This window comes from Streptomyces sp. HSS9-12 (assembly GCF_054963655.1).
This window is the reverse complement of record NZ_JBUEGC010000034.1, coordinates 47,131-62,985: the sequence shown is the minus strand read 5'-3', so window position 1 is coordinate 62,985 and position 15,855 is coordinate 47,131. Positions and strand designations below refer to the sequence as shown.

Sequence of the window (15,855 nt, the reverse complement as noted above, 5' to 3'; positions counted from 1 at the left end):
AGTTGAGATGCCTATGCCAAAAGACATGGTTGTTCGTTCCCCACCCGAGTTTCCGCAGAAGTTGGTTCACAGGTTGCCTGTGTGGCCACAGCGGTGGCCCCGGTGCGGGCGATCGCAGTCGGCATCGCCCGCACCGATGGGTTCGTCAGTCACCGATGCGCGTGTCGATCTGAGCGGAGCTGGCCATCGCACCGGCCCACAGGCGCACATCGGTGATCCGGCCCGGCAGGTAGTGCTTCCACGCACCGCTGGTGAAGCCTCGGCCGATCGCGAAGTCACCCGAGCCTGCCTTGGCGGTGAACATCTGAACGTCGCCGTTCTGGTTGTGGCCCAGATACAGGCTGATCGTTCCGGCTTGCGCGTCGAAGATGCCGGTCAGCCGGACCGGACTGTCCAGTGCGGCCACCTCGTTGGAGACCACGGAGCTGAACGTGCCATCAGCGTTGAGCCGGCCGAAGTGCCACACCCCCACCGGCACGATCCGCTCTTCGAGCGTGTCCTCGTCCAGCACCGTGTTCTTGCCGGTCAGCTGATACCAGAACCCCCATGCCGAACCGTCTGCCGTACGCTGCCATTCCAGGCCACATACGCGACCACCATGCGACCACCAGGCCTGCGAACACGGAAAAGGCCGCTTTCCCATCTCTGAGAAAACGGCCTGTGACCTGCGAAAACGCTGGTCGGGACGACAGGATTTGAACCTGCGACCCCTTGACCCCCAGGCGTGCGCCATCCATGTACACCGCTGCGATACCCCTATGAGGCGGGTAGCGGCTGAGGCGCCTGCTCTCCGGACCGTCTTCTCCTGTCTGCCTGTGTCTTCCCCTGTTGATGTCAGGTGCTGATGTCAGCCGAGGTCTTCGCCAGCCGCTGGCCTGCGGGGGCCGCCGCGACTGGACATCGGATTACCACTTCCTCGTCCCGAATGAGATCCGGGCGAGATCCGCCCCTCGCGAGTACGGCATCAGCCCAGGTCGCTTGACCCAATCGGAACCTGATGTATGGGCGGCGGCAGGCGGTTCCGATCCTCGACCGCCCCGGAGGACGGCCGCCACGATCGAGCCCTCTTGCGCGTCGTCCGCCGTCGTGATGTTGCGATCCTCGACCGCCCCGGAGGACGGTCGCCACCGGCCCCGGCATCAATGGCCTCCACGGCGCCTGCGCCGTTGCGATCCTCGACCGCCCCGGATGTTAGTGGCCAGTTCAGATTCCCCGCTCGCGGCCAGTTAGTGGGGAGTTATCTGGCCGCGAATGTCACAACGTGTAGTCGTCGACGGGCTGGCGGCTCGGCGTGGAGCTCTCGCGGAGGCGCGTTGCCTCGGCCCGTGCCCTGTCCGTTAGCAGGGGAGCGATGATGTGGCCATGGCGTTGTCGACGGAGTTGACGGAGTTGTTGGGCGTGCGGCACCCGATCGTGCTGGCACCGATGGGCGGTTCGGCCGGGGCGCAATGGCCGCGGCCGTCTCCCGCGCTGGCGGCCTCGGGCTGCTGGGCGGTGCGTACGGGGACCGAGCTTGGCTGGAGCGAGAGCTGCCGATCGTCGCGGAGGGCACCGACCAGCCGTGGGGTGTCGGTTTTCTGACCTGGGCGATCGATGCCGGCGCGGTGGAGCAGGCGCTGGAGTTCAATCCCGCGGCGGTGATGTTGTCCTTCGGTGACCCGAGCCCGTTCGTCGATCGGATCAGCCGGTCGGACGCGGTTCTGATCGTTCAGGTCACCGATCTGGACGAGGCCAAGCGGGCCATGGACGTGGGCGCCGACGTCATCGTGGCGCAGGGAACCGAGAGCGGTGGCCACGGCGCCCGCCGCGGGCGGTCCACACTGCCGTTCGTGCCGCTTGTGGTGGACCTCGCGGCACCGGTACCGGTCCTGGCAGCCGGCGGGATCGCCGACGGCCGCGGCGTCGCCGCGGCCCTGGCCCTGGGTGCCGCCGGAGCTCTGATCGGCACCCGCTTCCAGGCCACGACCGAAGCCCTGGTCAACCCCTCCATCACCAAGGCCATCATCGAAGGACGCGGACAGGACACCGAACGCAACAGCGTGTTGGACATCGCCCGCGGCGCGAGCTGGCCGACCCAGAAGTACACCGCACGTACTCTCAGCCACCCCTATCTCGACCGATGGCGCGGCCGGGAGGCCGAGCTGGCCGACGACTCCCAGGCCCGTCAGGACTACCAGGACGATGTGGCACGAGGGGCGATTCCACCCCTGCCGGTCTGGGCGGGCGAGGCCATCGACCTCATCACCGATCTGCCTTCCGCAGCCGACCTCGTCACCACGCTGGCTGCCCAAGCCGAGGATGCACTGACCTGGGCCGGAAGGCTCCGGCCGAACAATCGGCCAGGAGCCCACGGCTAATGTCGCGAGCCGACAGCGGTCACCCTCGGTCACACCCGCAACTGGCCGTGCGTGGGGAATTTCTGGTGGCCGCTGTCACCCGGAGGACGGTCGCCACCCCGCTCGGACTCCGTCCTTGTGTACGGCGACTTCGAGTTGCGATCCTCGACTGCCCCGGAGGACGGTCGCCACCCGGGGGCACCCCACCCAACACCGGAGGCTGACACCGTGTTGCGATCCTCGACCGCCCCGGAGGACGGTCGCAACAAGGTGACGGAGTCGCCTCGCTGGAACAGTTGCTCGTTGCGATCCTCGACCGCCCCGGAGGACGGTCGCCACCCGACCCGCTGCGCGATCTCCCGGGTGCTGAGGCCGTTGCGATCCTCGACCGCCCCGGAGGACGGTCGCCACAGGTGGTGCGCGGCGGGGTGACCCCATACGCATCCTGGTTGCGATCCTCGACCGCCCCGGAGGACGGTCGCCACAGCGTGATGGTGACGAGGTTCCCGCGCGGGTCGAAGCCGTTGCGATCCTCGACCGCCCCGGAGGACGGTCGCCACAGTCCGGTGAAGGAGTACGTCGGCTTGACCACGTCGTTGCGATCCTCGACCGCCCCGGAGGACAGTCGCCACTTGCGGACCCCGTCGCCGATCTCCTGCCAGACCTTCGCGTTGCGATCCTCGACCGCCCCGGAGGACGGTCGCCACCCCCGTCTCGAGGTTGACGGTGCCCTCTGGGGTGTTGTTGCGATCCTCGACCGCCCCGGAGGACGGTCGCCACCCTCAAGCTGGGTGCGCGGCAGCGCCTCGAAGCGCAGTTGCGATCCTCGACCGCCCCGGAGGACGGTCGCCACCGGACGCCCCGGCCGTGATCGTCACGCCCTTGAACTCGTTGCGATCCTCGACCGCCCCGGAGGACGGTCGCCACTGCCGCCGATGAAGGCGTTGCCGTTCGAGCTGCAGGAGTTGCGATCCTCGACCGCCCCGGAGGACGGTCGCCACCTGCAGGGCAGCGCTGCCCTGGCGGCTCATGTTGGAGTTGCGATCCTCGACCGCCCCGGAGGACGGTCGCCACGGCGCAGCAGCAGGCCGCGCCCCTGCGCGCCGAGCTGTTGCGATCCTCGACCGCCCCGGAGGACGGTCGCCACCCGTCGCGGGAGACCTCCCAGACGATCGGGTCGTTGTTGCGATCCTCGACCTACCCGGAGGACGGTCGCCACCTGGCACGCCCTCATCCTCCACACCGCCACGTATGCCGTTGCGATCCTCGACCGCCCCGGAGGACGGTCGCCACCGCGGTGTCCGAGGAGCGGGGAGACGCGGGTGATGGCGTTGCGATCCTCGACCGCCCCGGAGGACGGTCGCCACAACCCACCATCCCGCTCTTCGACGCAGAGACCGAGGGTTGCGATCCTCGACCGCCCCGGAGGACGGTCGCCACCGCTGCCACCTGTTGGACATGCGCTTGATCTCGGGGTTGCGATCCTCGACCGCCCCGGAGGACGGTCGCCACCGTGTCCTTGCCCGTCTTCCAGTCGCCAATGACCGTGTTGCGATCCTCGACCGCCCCGGAGGACGGTCGCCACGCGAGCGCGCTGTGAATCTGCCGCATGACCGCAGCGTTGCGATCCTCGACCGCCCCGGAGGACGGTCGCCACGACAAAGACCCGGCCACCGAGGCGGTGCCGGGCAGGTTGCGATCCTCGACCGCCCCGGAGGACGGTCGCCACGCTGGTTGACCAGCGGAAGCCACAAAGCGAGCAGGTTTTGCGACGCTCGCCAACAGGAGCCAATGTGGTCGTAGCGGACATTCTTCTTCGGTGCGGTCCGCGTGTCGTGTGTGCACTTGGGGTTCCGAAGCTTGCCCCCAGCGCATGACTGAACGTCAATAAGTCTAGCCGAGCCATATATCAGTGATCAGGTTTGGGCTTTTAGGCGTCGTTGTCAGCGGTGGTGTGTATGTTCACCGTTCATGACAGAGTCACGCGCAATAGGCGCATTGGCCTGGGGGGGACTTGTCATGCCTGAGGCGCAGTTGTATGCGCACAGCCGGAGTTCGGTGTCCGGACTGCGGCATACGCTGGAAGATCATCTGTACGGATCAGCTGCGCTGGCGCGGCGGTTCGGTGAGGCCTTCGGGGCAGGGGAGCTGGCCGCCTACCTGGCGCTGGTGCACGACGTGGGCAAGGGAGCCTGCGCGTGGCAGGACAAGCTGACAGCGGTCGAACAGCGTGGTAGCGGCAAAGTGGGGGTGCCACACAAGCACGCCGGGACCTGGCTTGCGTCTCAGTACCTGCCGCTGGCGTTCGGCGCCGTGGTCTTCGGGCATCACGGAGGGTTGCCGGATCTGGAGCGGCTTAAGGACGAGCTAGCGAAGGCAATGGGCGCGGGCTCGGAGGCTGCCCGGGTCGCTGAGTCGGTACGAGCAGTGGAGCGCGTGGTGCCGGAGATTCATCCGGATCCGCGGCCGATGCCGCCCGGCTGGCTGCGGGGCGCGCCGCCGACCGAGGGGCGGCTGGGGCTGGATCTGCTGCTGCGGATGCTGTTCAGCTGCGTGGTGGACGCGGACTTCCTCGATACCGAAGCGCATTTCGCCGCTTGTGCCGCGCGGGTGCGTGAGCCGGCGGACATGGCGGCGCTGGTGGAGCGGTACGAGACGCGGCGGGCGAAGAAACTGGCTGACCGAGAACCGTCACCAGTCGACGGGCTGCGGCAGGGGGTGTATGAGCAGGCGTGTGCGGCGGCGGCCGGGGAGCCGGGGGTGTATGTGCTGCACGTGCCGACCGGCGGGGCCAAGACCCTCGCCGCTGGCGGTTTCGCGCTACGGCACGCGGCGGCCCACGGGCTGGGGCGCGTGATCCTGGCGGTGCCGTTCGTCTCCATTACGGAGCAGAACGCGGCGGTCTACCGTGAGCTGCTCGACCCCGAGCCCGGTTCGGGCGAGGAGGCTGCGGTGCTGGAGCACCACAGTGCGGTGGACCTGGACTCCCCGGGGCAGCTGGACGGGCTCACGGCCGGGCAGCGGGCCGTGGCCGAGGAGCGGGCGCGTACGGCCAAGCTGGCGGCGGAGAACTGGGATGCCCCGTTCGTGGTGACCACCACAGTGCGGCTGTTTGAGTCACTCTTCGCGCACAAGCCGTCAGCGATGCGGCGTCTGCATCACCTGGCCGGGTCGGTGATCGTCCTGGACGAGGTGCAGGCGCTGCCGGACCCTCTGCTGGTGCCGATCCTGAGCGTGCTGCGGGGGCTGGTCGAGCATTTCGGGGTCACGGTGCTGCTGGTCTCGGCCACGCAGCCATCGTTTTGGGACCTGAAGAAGTGGGAGGGGCTGGAACGGCGGGCGATCGTGGAGGAGCCCGCCGCGCTGTTCGACGCTCTGCGCCGCGTGGAGTATGAGTGGCGGTCCGGCGAAGACGTGACGCTGGAGGGCATCGCCGCGGAGGTGGCAGCGCACCGCAGGTGCTCACGGTGGTGGGCACGACCAAAGACGCCGCCTGCTTCCACCGCCACTTGAAGGCGGAAGCTGATCCGGGGGCCGTGGTGTTGCACCTGTCGACCCGGATGACTGCCGGTCATCGCCGGGAGGTCATCGCCGAGATCAAGCAGCTCCTGGCAGATGGGGCTGCGGTCCAGGCTGTCTCCACCAGCCTCATCGAGGCCGGAGTGGATCTGGATTTCCCGCGGGTGTACCGGTCGTGGGCGCCGGCGGACTCGCTGCAGCAGGCGGCCGGACGCTGTAACCGTGACGGGCGGCTCCCCCGACCGGGAACCGTGGTGGTTTTCCGGGCCACGGATGGCCGCCAGCCTGGTGGAGCCTCGTACAAGGCGGCCCTCGAGGCCAGCGGCTTGCACTTCGGGCCCGAGTTGGCCGATCCGGACGATCTGTTGGCGTTGGAACGCTACTACCAGCTGCGATACGCCCTGCAGCAAGGCAGCCCGGACTCCGGGCTGGGATCGGAGATCGACGAGCTGCGGCGGGGCTTGGACTTCCCGGAGGTCGATCGGCGCTTTCAGATGATCGAGGACGGGCTGAGCATCCCGGTGGTGGTCATCCGCCGCGAGGAGGAGCGCGAAGAGATCGAGGACGCGGTCGCGCGGCTGCGCGACCCGTACCGCCCGTGCGGGCCGGAGGTGTTGCGCGGTCTTCAACAGCACACCGCGTCCCTCCCGCGCCACGAGGCGGAGGGGGCTGTGCGGTCCGGTCTGGCCGCTCCCGTGCTCGGCGACTTGCTGCTGTGGCAGGGCGCCTACCACGAGCATCGCGGTCTGGATCCCCAGGAGCCTGAGGACCGGGACGCGTTCAACCTCTGAATAGGCCTGGCACTTGGCGGCCAAGGCGTTCGCGCTGCTCAATCGGCATGCCTCGTGCGGTGGCAGGGGGCGTTGTCAGTCCCCGCAAGTACGGTCCGGATCCCGGTCGTCCTCCGGGACTGCCGAGGCGCACAGCACGTAAGAAGGGGTCCGCGTAAGGCGGAGTGGTTCCCGGTGCACGGTTGCGCCGGGTTAATTGGGGAGGGAGTGACATGGCGTCTGGTACGGCGGTGCGACTTGGTCTGGCCGAGCGGCGTGGCAACAACGGCTGGGTCTTTCCGGATCTGGTGGTGGAGGTGGCGGGCCCGTCGGCCTGCTTCACCCGGCCTGAGTTGAAGGTCGAGCGGGTCTCCTACCCGGTAATGACGCCGTCGGCGGCGGTGGGGGTGCTGGAGTCCATCTTCTGGAAACCCGAGTTCCGGTACGTGATCACGGCGATCGAGGTACTCAAGCCCATCGAGTGGAGCTCGGTCCGGCGCAATGAGGTGAAGTCGGTAGTGTCCACCACCGAGGTGGCCGCGTTGCGCAAGGATCCTCGGCGGCGTTACGACGTGGAGCGCGACCGCGATCAGCGCAACGCGATGCTATTGCGGGATGTCGCGTACCGGATCCGTGCGCAGGTCGCGCTCGCTCAGCACGCAAAGGGTGGGACGGAGGAGAAGTACCGCGAGCAGCTGCGCCGCCGGGTTGACAAGGGGGCCTGTTTCTCCCAGCCGTTTTTGGGCTGCCGGGAATTCAGCTGCGACTTCCGCCCCGCCACGGACGCCCGGCCCATCGAGCGGGACGAGGAGCTGGGGGTGATGCTGCACTCCATCATCCGCCCGAAGGGCGGGGGCGAGGAGTACCGCTGGTTCCACGCCCAACTGCGCAGCGGTGTGCTAGAGGTTCCGCTGCGGCCGCTGGGCCCGGAGCAGGTGGCGATGGCCGGCGCGGCGTGGCGCGCCGACACGCGGGGGCGGTGAGGCGGGAATGCTGCTTCATCGCCTAGTCGAGTACGCCAAGTGTCACGAAGAGGATCTACCGCCAGCCTACTACCGGCCCAAGAAGATCCAGTGGGCGCTGGTGCTGGACGAACACGGCACCCGGGCCGACCTCCTCGACCGGCGCCCAGCCAAGGGCTCCAAGGACAAGCCGGTCGAGACCAACGCGCCCTACGCCTACCGGTCGGGGACGATGCCGCCTCCGTATCTGCTGGTGGACACCGCTCAGTATGTGCTCGGTGTTCCCAAGGCGGCCGCCGACGGGACGGTGAGCGAGGAGGCCACCAAGGAGGCGGTCCGCCGCCGGGGGGAGTACGCCGAGCTGCTGCTGGCCTGGGCCGACAACGTGCCCGACCCCCCCGACGCACAGACGGCCGCGGCCTTCGTCAGGTCGGGCGGCCTGGCCCGCGTTAAGCTGCCCGAGGACCTGGTGCACAGCGACACCATCGCGCTCATGACCAGCGGCGGGCGATGGCTGCACAGTCTGCCCTCGGCCCAGGAGGCCTGGGCGGCCACGGTCCGGGCACGCAAGGCCGGCGGCGGGACACCCGGGGTGTGCCTGGTGTGCGGGAAGGACGGCGACCTGCTCGCCACCATTCCCGAGAGCATCAAATCCGGTGCGATCCCCACGACCGGGCTCGGCAAGGACGCCCAGCTGGTCAGCATCAACGCCTACGCCCAGGGCCGCGGCGGGGCGCTGCAGTTGGTCAACACCCCCGTGTGCGAGCGCTGCGGCTCGCGGGCCATGGCTGCGCTCAACCTGCTTCTGGCCGACGAGAGGCACCGGCGACGCGCGACGGACTCGGTGACCGTGTGGTGGACCCGCGAGCCGGCCGATCCACTCTTCGACACCCTCGACCACCCCACACCTCAGGCGGTCGGCCGCCTGCTGGAGTCCCTCAACGACCGTCCTGACCCCATCACCGCCCAGCGGGTCGACGCCAACGCCTACTACGCGCTCACCCTGGCCCTGAACAACGCCCGGGCGGTCGTCCTGGACTGGCTGGACATCCCCCTGGACCGGCTGCGCACCAACATCGCCGCCTGGTTCCAGCACCACCGGGTCTACGACGGCTGGGAGAACACCCACCGCTACCTGCCGATCTGGCTGCTCGTCCTAGCCGCCGGCCGCTGGGACGACAAAGTCGGCAGATACGTACCGCGCAGCGCCCCCCACGGCCTGGAGGCCGAACTGCTACGCGCCGCCCTCACCCGCGGCCCTGTACCCGCCCGCCTGCTACCCCACCTGCTGCAGCGCATCCGCGCCGACCGGCGCCTGGACGCCGCCCGCATCGCGCTGCTGCGCCTCGCCCTTCACCCGAACCGTCACGACGAGGAGTGCCCCGGACCCATGCCCCGCCAGGACGAACACAACCACGAACCCGGATACCTGTGCGGCCGCACCTTCGCCGTCCTGGAAGCCGTCCAGCGCGCCGCGCTCGGTACAGACGTGAACACCACCATCGGCGACAAGTACTTCGGCACCGCCATGACCGCCCCCGCCGCCGTTCTGACCAACCTGCGCAACGGAGCCAACGGCCACCTCAAGAGACTGCGCCGAGACAAGCCCGGCACGTACTACGCCCTGGACACCCGCCTGTCCGAGGCCTTCGCGACCCTCGCCCGCCTCGACCAGGGAATTCCCGTCCTGCTGGACACCCGTCAGCAGGCCTGGTTCGTCCTCGGCTACGAGCAGCAGCGGGCCGAGGACAACGCTGCCCGCGCCGCACACAAGGCCGCCAAGGACAAAAAACAGGACCCGGCCGAGGCGCCGGACACAGCTGCGAGCACCGCCTCCACCGGCTGATCCCACACCACCCTCAGCACACCGCCTTATCCAATACATCTGCAGACACAGGAGAAACATCACCGTGATCGCCGCCCACCTGGACCCGGCCCGCAAGCACGACTTCGTCTTCCTCATCGAGGCCCGCGACAGTAACCCCAACGGCGACCCGGACGCCGGCGGCATGCCCCGCACCGACCCCGTTTCAAGCCAGGGCCTGATCACCGACGTCGCCCTCAAGCGGAAGATCCGCAACACCGTCGCGCTCCTCAACGAGGAGGCCCACAAGCCCGGCTACGACATCTACGTCGAGGCCGGCGTGGCGCTCAACACCCAGCACGAGCGCGCCTACGCTGCCCTCGGCCAGGACGCGGACCAGCTCAGTGCCCAGCAGTGGATGTGCCAGGCCTTCTTCGACGTGCGCATGTTCGGCGCCGTGATGACCACCGGCAAGAAGGACAAGCAGGCCGGCCGTGTCCAGGGCCCCCTCCAGTTGACCTTCTCCCGGTCGATCGACCCCGTCACCCCGCTCGAGTACGGCATCACCCGCGTCACCCCCACCAAGCAGGAAGACGTCGACTCCGGCAAAGCCACCGAGATGGGTTCCAAGCACATCGTCCCCTACGGCCTCTACCGCGGAGAGGGCCACTTCAGCGCCCCGCTCGCCACCCGCACCGGCGTCTCAGCCGAGGACCTTGAGATGTTCTGGCGGGCCTTCACCCTCATGTTCGACCACGACCGGGCCGCCGCCCGCGGCGAACTCAACCTGCGCGGTCTGTACGTCTTCAGCCACGACGACCAGTACGGCAAGGCGCCAGCTCGCCAACTCCTGGACCGCCTCACCGTCAAGGGCCCTGGCGACGCCACCGCCCGCGCCTTCAGCGACTACCAGGTCGATGTCGCCGAGGCCGACCTGCCCGACGGCGTCACCCTCACCCGCCTCATCGGATGACCCCCCGACCCGCCCTGGCGCAGGGGGACCTGGCCCAGGTCCCCCTCTCCGCCTTGGAGCACTTCGCGTACTGCCCCCGCCAGTCCGGCCTGATCCTTCTGGAGGACGCCTTCGCAGACGACGCCGCGACCGTACGCGGCACTCTGCTGCACCAGCGCGTCGACACCCCAGGCAACCGTGGACGCGGCACCATCCGGACTCTGCACGCCCTGCCCGTCTGGCACGATGGATATGGCCTGACCGGCATCTGCGACACCGTCGAACTCCACGCCGACGGCCGCGTTCTGCCCGTCGAGCACAAGTCCGGCCGCTACCACCCGGGCGGACCGGCCGACATCCAGGCCGCAGCACAGGCGATCTGCCTGGAAGAAATGTTCCAACGGCCGGTCCCCGAAGCAGTCGTCTACTCCGCCGCCGACCGCCGCCGCCACCCGGTCACCGTCGACGACGCCCTGCGCGCCCGCGTACTCGAACTCGCCGAAGCCGTACGCACGATGCTCACCGGCAGCACCCTGCCACCGCCCGCCGCCGACAGTCGCTGCCGCCGCTGCTCGATGGCCACCGGCTGCATGCCCAAGGTGCTAGCCGGAACCCGCCGCTATCGCCAAGCCCTCACTGACCTCTACCGCCTCGACGACACCCAGGACCACCACGCGTGACCACCGAGCTCCTCAACACCCTCTACGTCCAAACCCAAGGCGCCGACATGCGCCTTGACCAGGACACCCTCCGCGTTCACCTGCCCGACGTCCCCGGACGCAAGACCCTGCCCTTGCGTCGCCTCGACGGCATCGTCCTCTACGGGCACATCAACCTATCCACCGAGTTGATCACGCGGTGCGCCCAGGACGGCCGCCCCATCACCTGGATGAGCCGAGGCGGCCGATACCTCGCCCGCCTGGACGGTGCCGTACACGGCAACGTCCTGCTCCGCCACGCCCAACACCAAGTGCACGACAACACCGAGGCCCGACTCACGATTGCTCGGAACATCGTCGCCGGAAAGATCCGCAACAGCCGGTGGATCCTGCTGCGCGCCGCCCGCGACGCCGGCCCGAACCCGCGCCAGCAAATCCGCCAGGTGGCGGCCGATCTCGCCGAGGCCCTCGCCAAGACCGCCACCGCAGAATCCCTCGACATCCTCATGGGCATCGAAGGAAACGCCGCCCGCGGCTACTTCACCGCCCTGCAGCACGCCTTAAGGCCCGCCGACGGCATACCTGCCTTCACGCACCGCAACCGCCGGCCGCCCACCGACCCGACCAACGCCCTGCTCTCCTTCACCTACGGACTGCTACGCGGCCTCGTCCACGGCGCAGCCGAACAAGTCGGCCTCGACCCCTACATCGGCTACCTCCACGGCCTGCGACCAGGAAAACCCGCCCTCTGCCTCGACCTAATGGAGGAATTCCGCCCCGCCCTCGCGGACCGCTTCGCCCTCACCCTCCTCAACCGCCGACAACTGCGCGCCGAACACTTCGAACACCTTGCCGGAGGCGCCGTCCAGCTCACCGAGGACGGCCGCAAGACCGTCATCGGCGCCTGGCAGGACTGGAAACTCCAGACCTGGGAACACCCCATCGCCGGCCGTGACGTTCCCGCCGGGCTCCTCCCCGTCGTACAAGCCCGGCTACTCGCCCGCCACCTGCGCGGCGAACTGCCCGGCTACCTCCCCTGGACTGCCGCCTGATGGACCTGCTCCTGACGTACGACGTGGACACCACCACCCCCGAAGGCCGCCGCCGACTGCGCCGCGTCGCCAAACTCTGCGAAGGCTACGGCCTGCGCGTACAGCAGTCCGTCTTCGAGATCGTCACCGACGACAAGGACCTGCTGAAACTCCTCGACCGGATCGACGACATCATCGACACAGATCGTGACAGCATCCGCATCTACCGGCTCCCCCACGACGGCTTCGCCGACGTCCAGACCCTCGGTGTCGCCGAGATCCAGCCCCACCACGAGGACCTCATCCTGTGAGTCAGCCCGAGCTTCGGAACCCCTAGTGCACGCACGACACGCGGACCGCACCGAAGGAGAATGTCTGGTACGACCGCATACGCTCCCGTCGGTGAGTCGCGCAAATCCCCTCGCTGTGCTGTTTCCGCTGGTCAACCAGCGTGGCGACCGTCCTCCGGGGCGGTCGAGGATCGCAACACAAGGATGCTAGTAGGCATGACGGAGTCCAGTTCTAGTGGCGACCGTCCTCCGGGGCGGTCGAGGATCGCAACTATTCGGCCGAGCCGGCGACCGAGATCACGTACTAGGTGGCGACCGTCCTCCGGGGCGGTCGAGGATCGCAACAACGAGGCGACAGCCCTGCGGTACAAGGGTTTCCGCAGTGGCGACCGTCCTCCGGGGCGGTCGAGGATCGCAACGACTCCCCACAACTCCACTGCGGAGCCGGCAGGCTGTGGCGACCGTCCTCCGGGGCGGTCGAGGATCGCAACATCTGGTCTTATCTGGATAACGGCGACGTGACCACAGTGGCGACCGTCCTCCGGGGCGGTCGAGGATCGCAACTCGATGCCGGTAGCCAACAGCAACAACCGCAGCGCGGTGGCGACCGTCCTCCGGGGCGGTCGAGGATCGCAACCTCGCCTGCGGTCATGGCGTGCGGCTTTTGATGGTTGTGGCGACCGTCCTCCGGGGCGGTCGAGGATCGCAACCCCACCCCCATCCGACAGCCGGACCGCCAGCCAACGGTGGCGACCGTCCTCCGGGGCGGTCGAGGATCGCAACATCCACGACACCCCCCACCACTACAAGGCCCGACGCGGTGGCGACCGTCCTCCGTGGCGGTCGAGGATCGCAACTACGGTCGGCGCATGACCGAGGCGCGGGTGTGTGAGTGGCGACCGTCCTCCGGGGCGGTCGAGGATCGCAACCGCAGCTGCTGGTGGCGATCCTGCCCGCGCTGACGCCGTGGCGACCGTCCTCCGGGGCGGTCGAGGATCGCAACCCGAGTCGTACAGCAGATCCGCACCAGCGCTACCGAGGTGGCGACCGTCCTCCGGGGCGGTCGAGGATCGCAACACGAACTCAGTTGTTCGGCCCTTGGGCCGTAGGCGTGTGGCGACCGTCCTCCGGGGCGGTCGAGGATCGCAACCACGGGATCCGCATCGTCGCCCCCGGCGGCGCCACCGTGGCGACCGTCCTCCGGGGCGGTCGAGGATCGCAACTTCCACGACGTGCCGCCCGTGCCGCCCGCCGTGTGGGGGTGGCGACCGTCCTCCGGGGCGGTCGAGGATCGCAACGACGCCATGATCGGCACGTCATCGCTGGTACCCGACGTGGCGACCGTCCTCCGGGGCGGTCGAGGATCGCAACGCGCACCTGCTGCATGTCCGCCCCTGGGAAATGGAAGTGGCGACCGTCCTCCGGGGCGGTCGAGGATCGCAATGATTTCCCCGACGAGGTCTCCGACCGGCTGCACGCGTGGCGACCGTCTTCCGGGCGGTCGGACAGCTCGGACACATCAGCTACAGTCGCGCATCGTGCAACGTCTGGCCTTCTTCGACCTGGACAACACGCTTATCGACCGCCACTCGGCCCTAATGGATTGGGCGGATGACTTCACTGCCTGGCGAGGGCTCAGTGGAGCCACCAAGGAGCGGATCGTCAGCGCTCTCGCCGCCCGCGCTTACCCGGAAGACTTCGTACGCCTCCGGGAGGAGCTGGGACTGGCCGACGCTGCTTGCGACCTGTGGCAGTCGTACGTCTCAGGTATGGCCGACAGGGCAGCCTGCCAGCCGGGGGTGCTGGAAGGGCTCAGTCGGATGCGGGCTACGGGCTGGACGCTCGCGATCGTGACAAATGGCGCCGAAGAGATCCAGCGCGCGAAGCTGGACCGCACTGGCCTCGCAGACGTCGTCGCTGCCGTCTGCATCTCCGAGGAAGCGGGGGCCCGGAAGCCGGATGCTCGGATTTTCGAGCTGGCTGCACATCGATGCGGCCGAGACATCGCCGACGGCGGATGGATGGTGGGCGACGGCCCGATCACTGATGTAGCCGGGGGTCGAGGGGCTGGGCTCCGGACTATCTGGGTTGCCGATGGCCGTAAGTGGTCAGTTGAGAAGTGCAGCCCCGACCACATGGCGGAGGATGCTGCAGACGCGATTGACTCACTGCTGAAGTGGAGTGCAGGAGAGGGAGTTCAGTCTTCCTCCGCCTCGGAGTGAAGACGTTGCAGCGCCTCGCATAGCTCCATCGGACGGTCCTTCGCGTCCTCCCAACGTTCCATGACCCGGGCTGCTGCCTCCGCCAACTCGTTCGGCAGAGCGGTCTCTGAGAGCGCGCTCGCCACCTCGCGCATCTCGGGTGCCCAGCGCCACGCGCGAGCAGCCACCTTGGGAAAGTAGTCCGTCTCTACGAGGTAGCTGGACGTGCGGCCCTTCGCGATGTGCAACAGTTCCTCCTCCACTCCGTAGTCGCGCGCGAGGGCGTACGACACAGCGGCGAGGACACGGCTGGCTTTCTGATAGCTGCTGTACGAGAGCTTCAGGGCCGATGCCCGCCCGAGCCCGCCGGCCAGCGAGTGAGCCTGAACCGCCGTCCCTCTGAAAAGGCCGGCCACCAGGGTGACCGCCTCCCGCGGCCCGGACAGGTACAGCCGCGTGGACTTCGTCTCTGACGGAGGGGAGCCGATGACAGCGCCGTCGACGACGTTCTCCGTTGAACTCATGATCGCGTTGATGCGCGTAACGGTGGCGGGTGAGACGGCGTTCGCCTCGACGTAAACCCCTGCAAAGGAGTGGCGAGCCACCTCCGCTGCGATGTCCTCGGCCACGGCCGGCGGACAGATACTGAGGATGACGTCGCACTGCTCGGCCATCTCCCCGACGCTATCGACCGGGGAAAGCCCAGCCCGCACGGCTCTGTCCTTGCTGGCAGAGCTACGCCCCTGTGGGCACCAGAGAACCTCGACTCCGCGCATCCTCGCCTGGGCTCCCACCGCCGCCCCCATGCTGCCGGGGTGCAAGATTCCGACGGTCGTCATCCGACCAGCGCCCGAATGTCACGGGCCGCTGCGTCCGCTCCGAATGTGACGGACTCCGCGATCCTCTGGGCTGTCTCTGCCGAACTGAGCCGATGGGTCTCAACGACGAGTGACCATGGTTCGTCAACGTGATCCAAGAGGTCTTGGCGCGTCTCAGCCCAGACCTTGAGTCGTGCCTCCACGTCCTTGTCGCCCCGTCCCTTACACCGCTGCTCCGTAACCTCCTGAGGACACCAGAGCAGCACCTTGACCCAGTGAATAGGGAACGCAGCCACTGCGCTTACCCCTACAACCTGGCCCATGTGGAGAACTGGGATGCGACCGGCCTCGACCAGCTCGGAGACGCCGCGGCGGTCAATGGCATACTCCGCGTCATACCGCGCGTTCCGGTAGAGCAACGCTCCCGCACACGATAGTTCTTCGATGTGCTCAAGCGTGGTCATTCGGTACCCGGTGGTTCGACCAGGCCCTGCCTTCAGCCGCTCGAAGAGT

Annotated in this window: 12 protein-coding genes, 1 pseudogene and 2 CRISPR repeat arrays; of the genes and pseudogenes, 10 read left to right on the top strand and 3 right to left on the bottom strand. The window is 68.3% G+C overall.

Translation table 11 applies throughout. The annotated features are described in order from the left end of the window. Positions 1-145: 145 nt before the first annotated feature. A pseudogene (locus tag ACY34J_RS19080) lies at positions 146-595 on the bottom strand (LamG-like jellyroll fold domain-containing protein); the annotation flags it as partial. Between the two features lie 853 nt (positions 596-1,448). Here ACY34J_RS19080 and ACY34J_RS19075 point away from each other — a divergent pair. The 10 genes from ACY34J_RS19075 to ACY34J_RS19030 all read left to right on the top strand — a co-directional run bounded on the left by ACY34J_RS19075 (position 1,449) and on the right by ACY34J_RS19030 (position 14,545). Beyond that, positions 1,449-2,357, top strand: coding sequence for an NAD(P)H-dependent flavin oxidoreductase (locus ACY34J_RS19075; protein WP_462727677.1), 909 nt, complete (start codon positions 1,449-1,451; stop codon positions 2,355-2,357). 133 nt (positions 2,358-2,490) lie between these two features. Further along, a CRISPR array of direct repeats spans positions 2,491-4,065; the repeat unit is 37 nt; unit sequence GTTGCGATCCTCGACCGCCCCGGAGGACGGTCGCCAC. 290 nt (positions 4,066-4,355) lie between these two features. Continuing rightward, the gene (locus tag ACY34J_RS19070) at positions 4,356-5,849 is read left to right on the top strand and encodes a CRISPR-associated endonuclease Cas3'' (protein WP_462727676.1); all 1,494 of its coding nucleotides are present in this window, start codon (positions 4,356-4,358) and stop codon (positions 5,847-5,849) included. After that, a complete protein-coding gene (locus tag ACY34J_RS19065; RefSeq protein ID WP_462727675.1) occupies positions 5,807-6,646 on the top strand; it encodes a hypothetical protein in 840 nt (279 codons plus the stop codon). Before ACY34J_RS19070 ends, ACY34J_RS19065 begins: the two co-directional genes overlap by 43 nt. 212 nt (positions 6,647-6,858) lie before the next feature. Beyond that, positions 6,859-7,608 carry a type I-C CRISPR-associated protein Cas5c gene (gene cas5c / locus ACY34J_RS19060; protein WP_462727674.1) on the top strand — a complete coding sequence of 250 codons (750 nt, stop codon included), beginning with the start codon at positions 6,859-6,861 and terminating at the stop codon, positions 7,606-7,608. A gap of 7 nt (positions 7,609-7,615) precedes the next feature. Beyond that, entirely contained in the window at positions 7,616-9,433 is a 1,818-nt protein-coding gene (cas8c, locus tag ACY34J_RS19055) for a type I-C CRISPR-associated protein Cas8c/Csd1 (RefSeq protein WP_462727673.1), read from the top strand. Positions 9,434-9,497: 64 nt separating this feature from the next. Further along, positions 9,498-10,364 (top strand): type I-C CRISPR-associated protein Cas7/Csd2, encoded by an 867-nt coding sequence (cas7c, locus tag ACY34J_RS19050; protein ID WP_462727672.1) that lies wholly within the window; start codon positions 9,498-9,500, stop codon positions 10,362-10,364. Then, the gene (gene cas4 / locus ACY34J_RS19045; protein WP_462727671.1) at positions 10,361-11,023 is read left to right on the top strand and encodes a CRISPR-associated protein Cas4; all 663 of its coding nucleotides are present in this window, start codon (positions 10,361-10,363) and stop codon (positions 11,021-11,023) included. Before cas7c ends, cas4 begins: the two co-directional genes overlap by 4 nt. Then, positions 11,020-12,054 carry a type I-C CRISPR-associated endonuclease Cas1c gene (gene cas1c / locus ACY34J_RS19040; RefSeq protein ID WP_462727670.1) on the top strand — a complete coding sequence of 345 codons (1,035 nt, stop codon included), beginning with the start codon at positions 11,020-11,022 and terminating at the stop codon, positions 12,052-12,054. Before cas4 ends, cas1c begins: the two co-directional genes overlap by 4 nt. Continuing rightward, complete coding sequence (gene cas2, locus ACY34J_RS19035) at positions 12,054-12,344, top strand: CRISPR-associated endonuclease Cas2 (protein WP_462727669.1); 291 nt, start codon at positions 12,054-12,056, stop codon at positions 12,342-12,344. The genes cas1c and cas2 overlap by 1 nt, the downstream gene beginning before the upstream one ends. 140 nt (positions 12,345-12,484) lie before the next feature. After that, positions 12,485-13,767: a CRISPR direct-repeat array (repeat unit 37 nt; unit sequence GTGGCGACCGTCCTCCGGGGCGGTCGAGGATCGCAAC). A gap of 94 nt (positions 13,768-13,861) precedes the next feature. Continuing rightward, entirely contained in the window at positions 13,862-14,545 is a 684-nt protein-coding gene (locus ACY34J_RS19030) for an HAD family hydrolase (protein WP_462727668.1), read from the top strand. On the opposite strand, the gene ACY34J_RS19025 is transcribed toward ACY34J_RS19030, so the two are convergent. Next, on the bottom strand, positions 14,521-15,363 hold the full coding sequence (locus ACY34J_RS19025) for a DUF1932 domain-containing protein (protein ID WP_462727667.1): 843 nt from the start codon (positions 15,361-15,363) through the stop codon (positions 14,521-14,523). The two genes, ACY34J_RS19030 and ACY34J_RS19025, sit on opposite strands and share 25 nt — an antisense overlap. Continuing rightward, positions 15,360-15,806, bottom strand: coding sequence for a guanylate kinase (locus ACY34J_RS19020; protein WP_462727666.1), 447 nt, complete (start codon positions 15,804-15,806; stop codon positions 15,360-15,362). The genes ACY34J_RS19025 and ACY34J_RS19020 overlap by 4 nt, the downstream gene beginning before the upstream one ends. Positions 15,807-15,855: the final 49 nt, after the last annotated feature.

What these genes read in the sequence shown, in the direction of transcription:
- cas2 (WP_462727669.1), top strand. Translation starts at nt 12,054, where the DNA reads ATGGACCTGCTCCTGACGTACGACGTGGACACCACCACCCCCGAAGGC.
- ACY34J_RS19075 (WP_462727677.1), top strand. Translation starts at nt 1,449, where the DNA reads ATGGCCGCGGCCGTCTCCCGCGCTGGCGGCCTCGGGCTGCTGGGCGGT.
- ACY34J_RS19025 (WP_462727667.1), bottom strand. Translation starts at nt 15,363, where the DNA reads ATGACGACCGTCGGAATCTTGCACCCCGGCAGCATGGGGGCGGCGGTG.
- ACY34J_RS19070 (WP_462727676.1), top strand. Translation starts at nt 4,356, where the DNA reads ATGCCTGAGGCGCAGTTGTATGCGCACAGCCGGAGTTCGGTGTCCGGA.
- cas8c (WP_462727673.1), top strand. Translation starts at nt 7,616, where the DNA reads ATGCTGCTTCATCGCCTAGTCGAGTACGCCAAGTGTCACGAAGAGGAT.
- ACY34J_RS19020 (WP_462727666.1), bottom strand. Translation starts at nt 15,806, where the DNA reads ATGACCACGCTTGAGCACATCGAAGAACTATCGTGTGCGGGAGCGTTG.
- cas4 (WP_462727671.1), top strand. Translation starts at nt 10,361, where the DNA reads ATGACCCCCCGACCCGCCCTGGCGCAGGGGGACCTGGCCCAGGTCCCC.
- cas5c (WP_462727674.1), top strand. Translation starts at nt 6,859, where the DNA reads ATGGCGTCTGGTACGGCGGTGCGACTTGGTCTGGCCGAGCGGCGTGGC.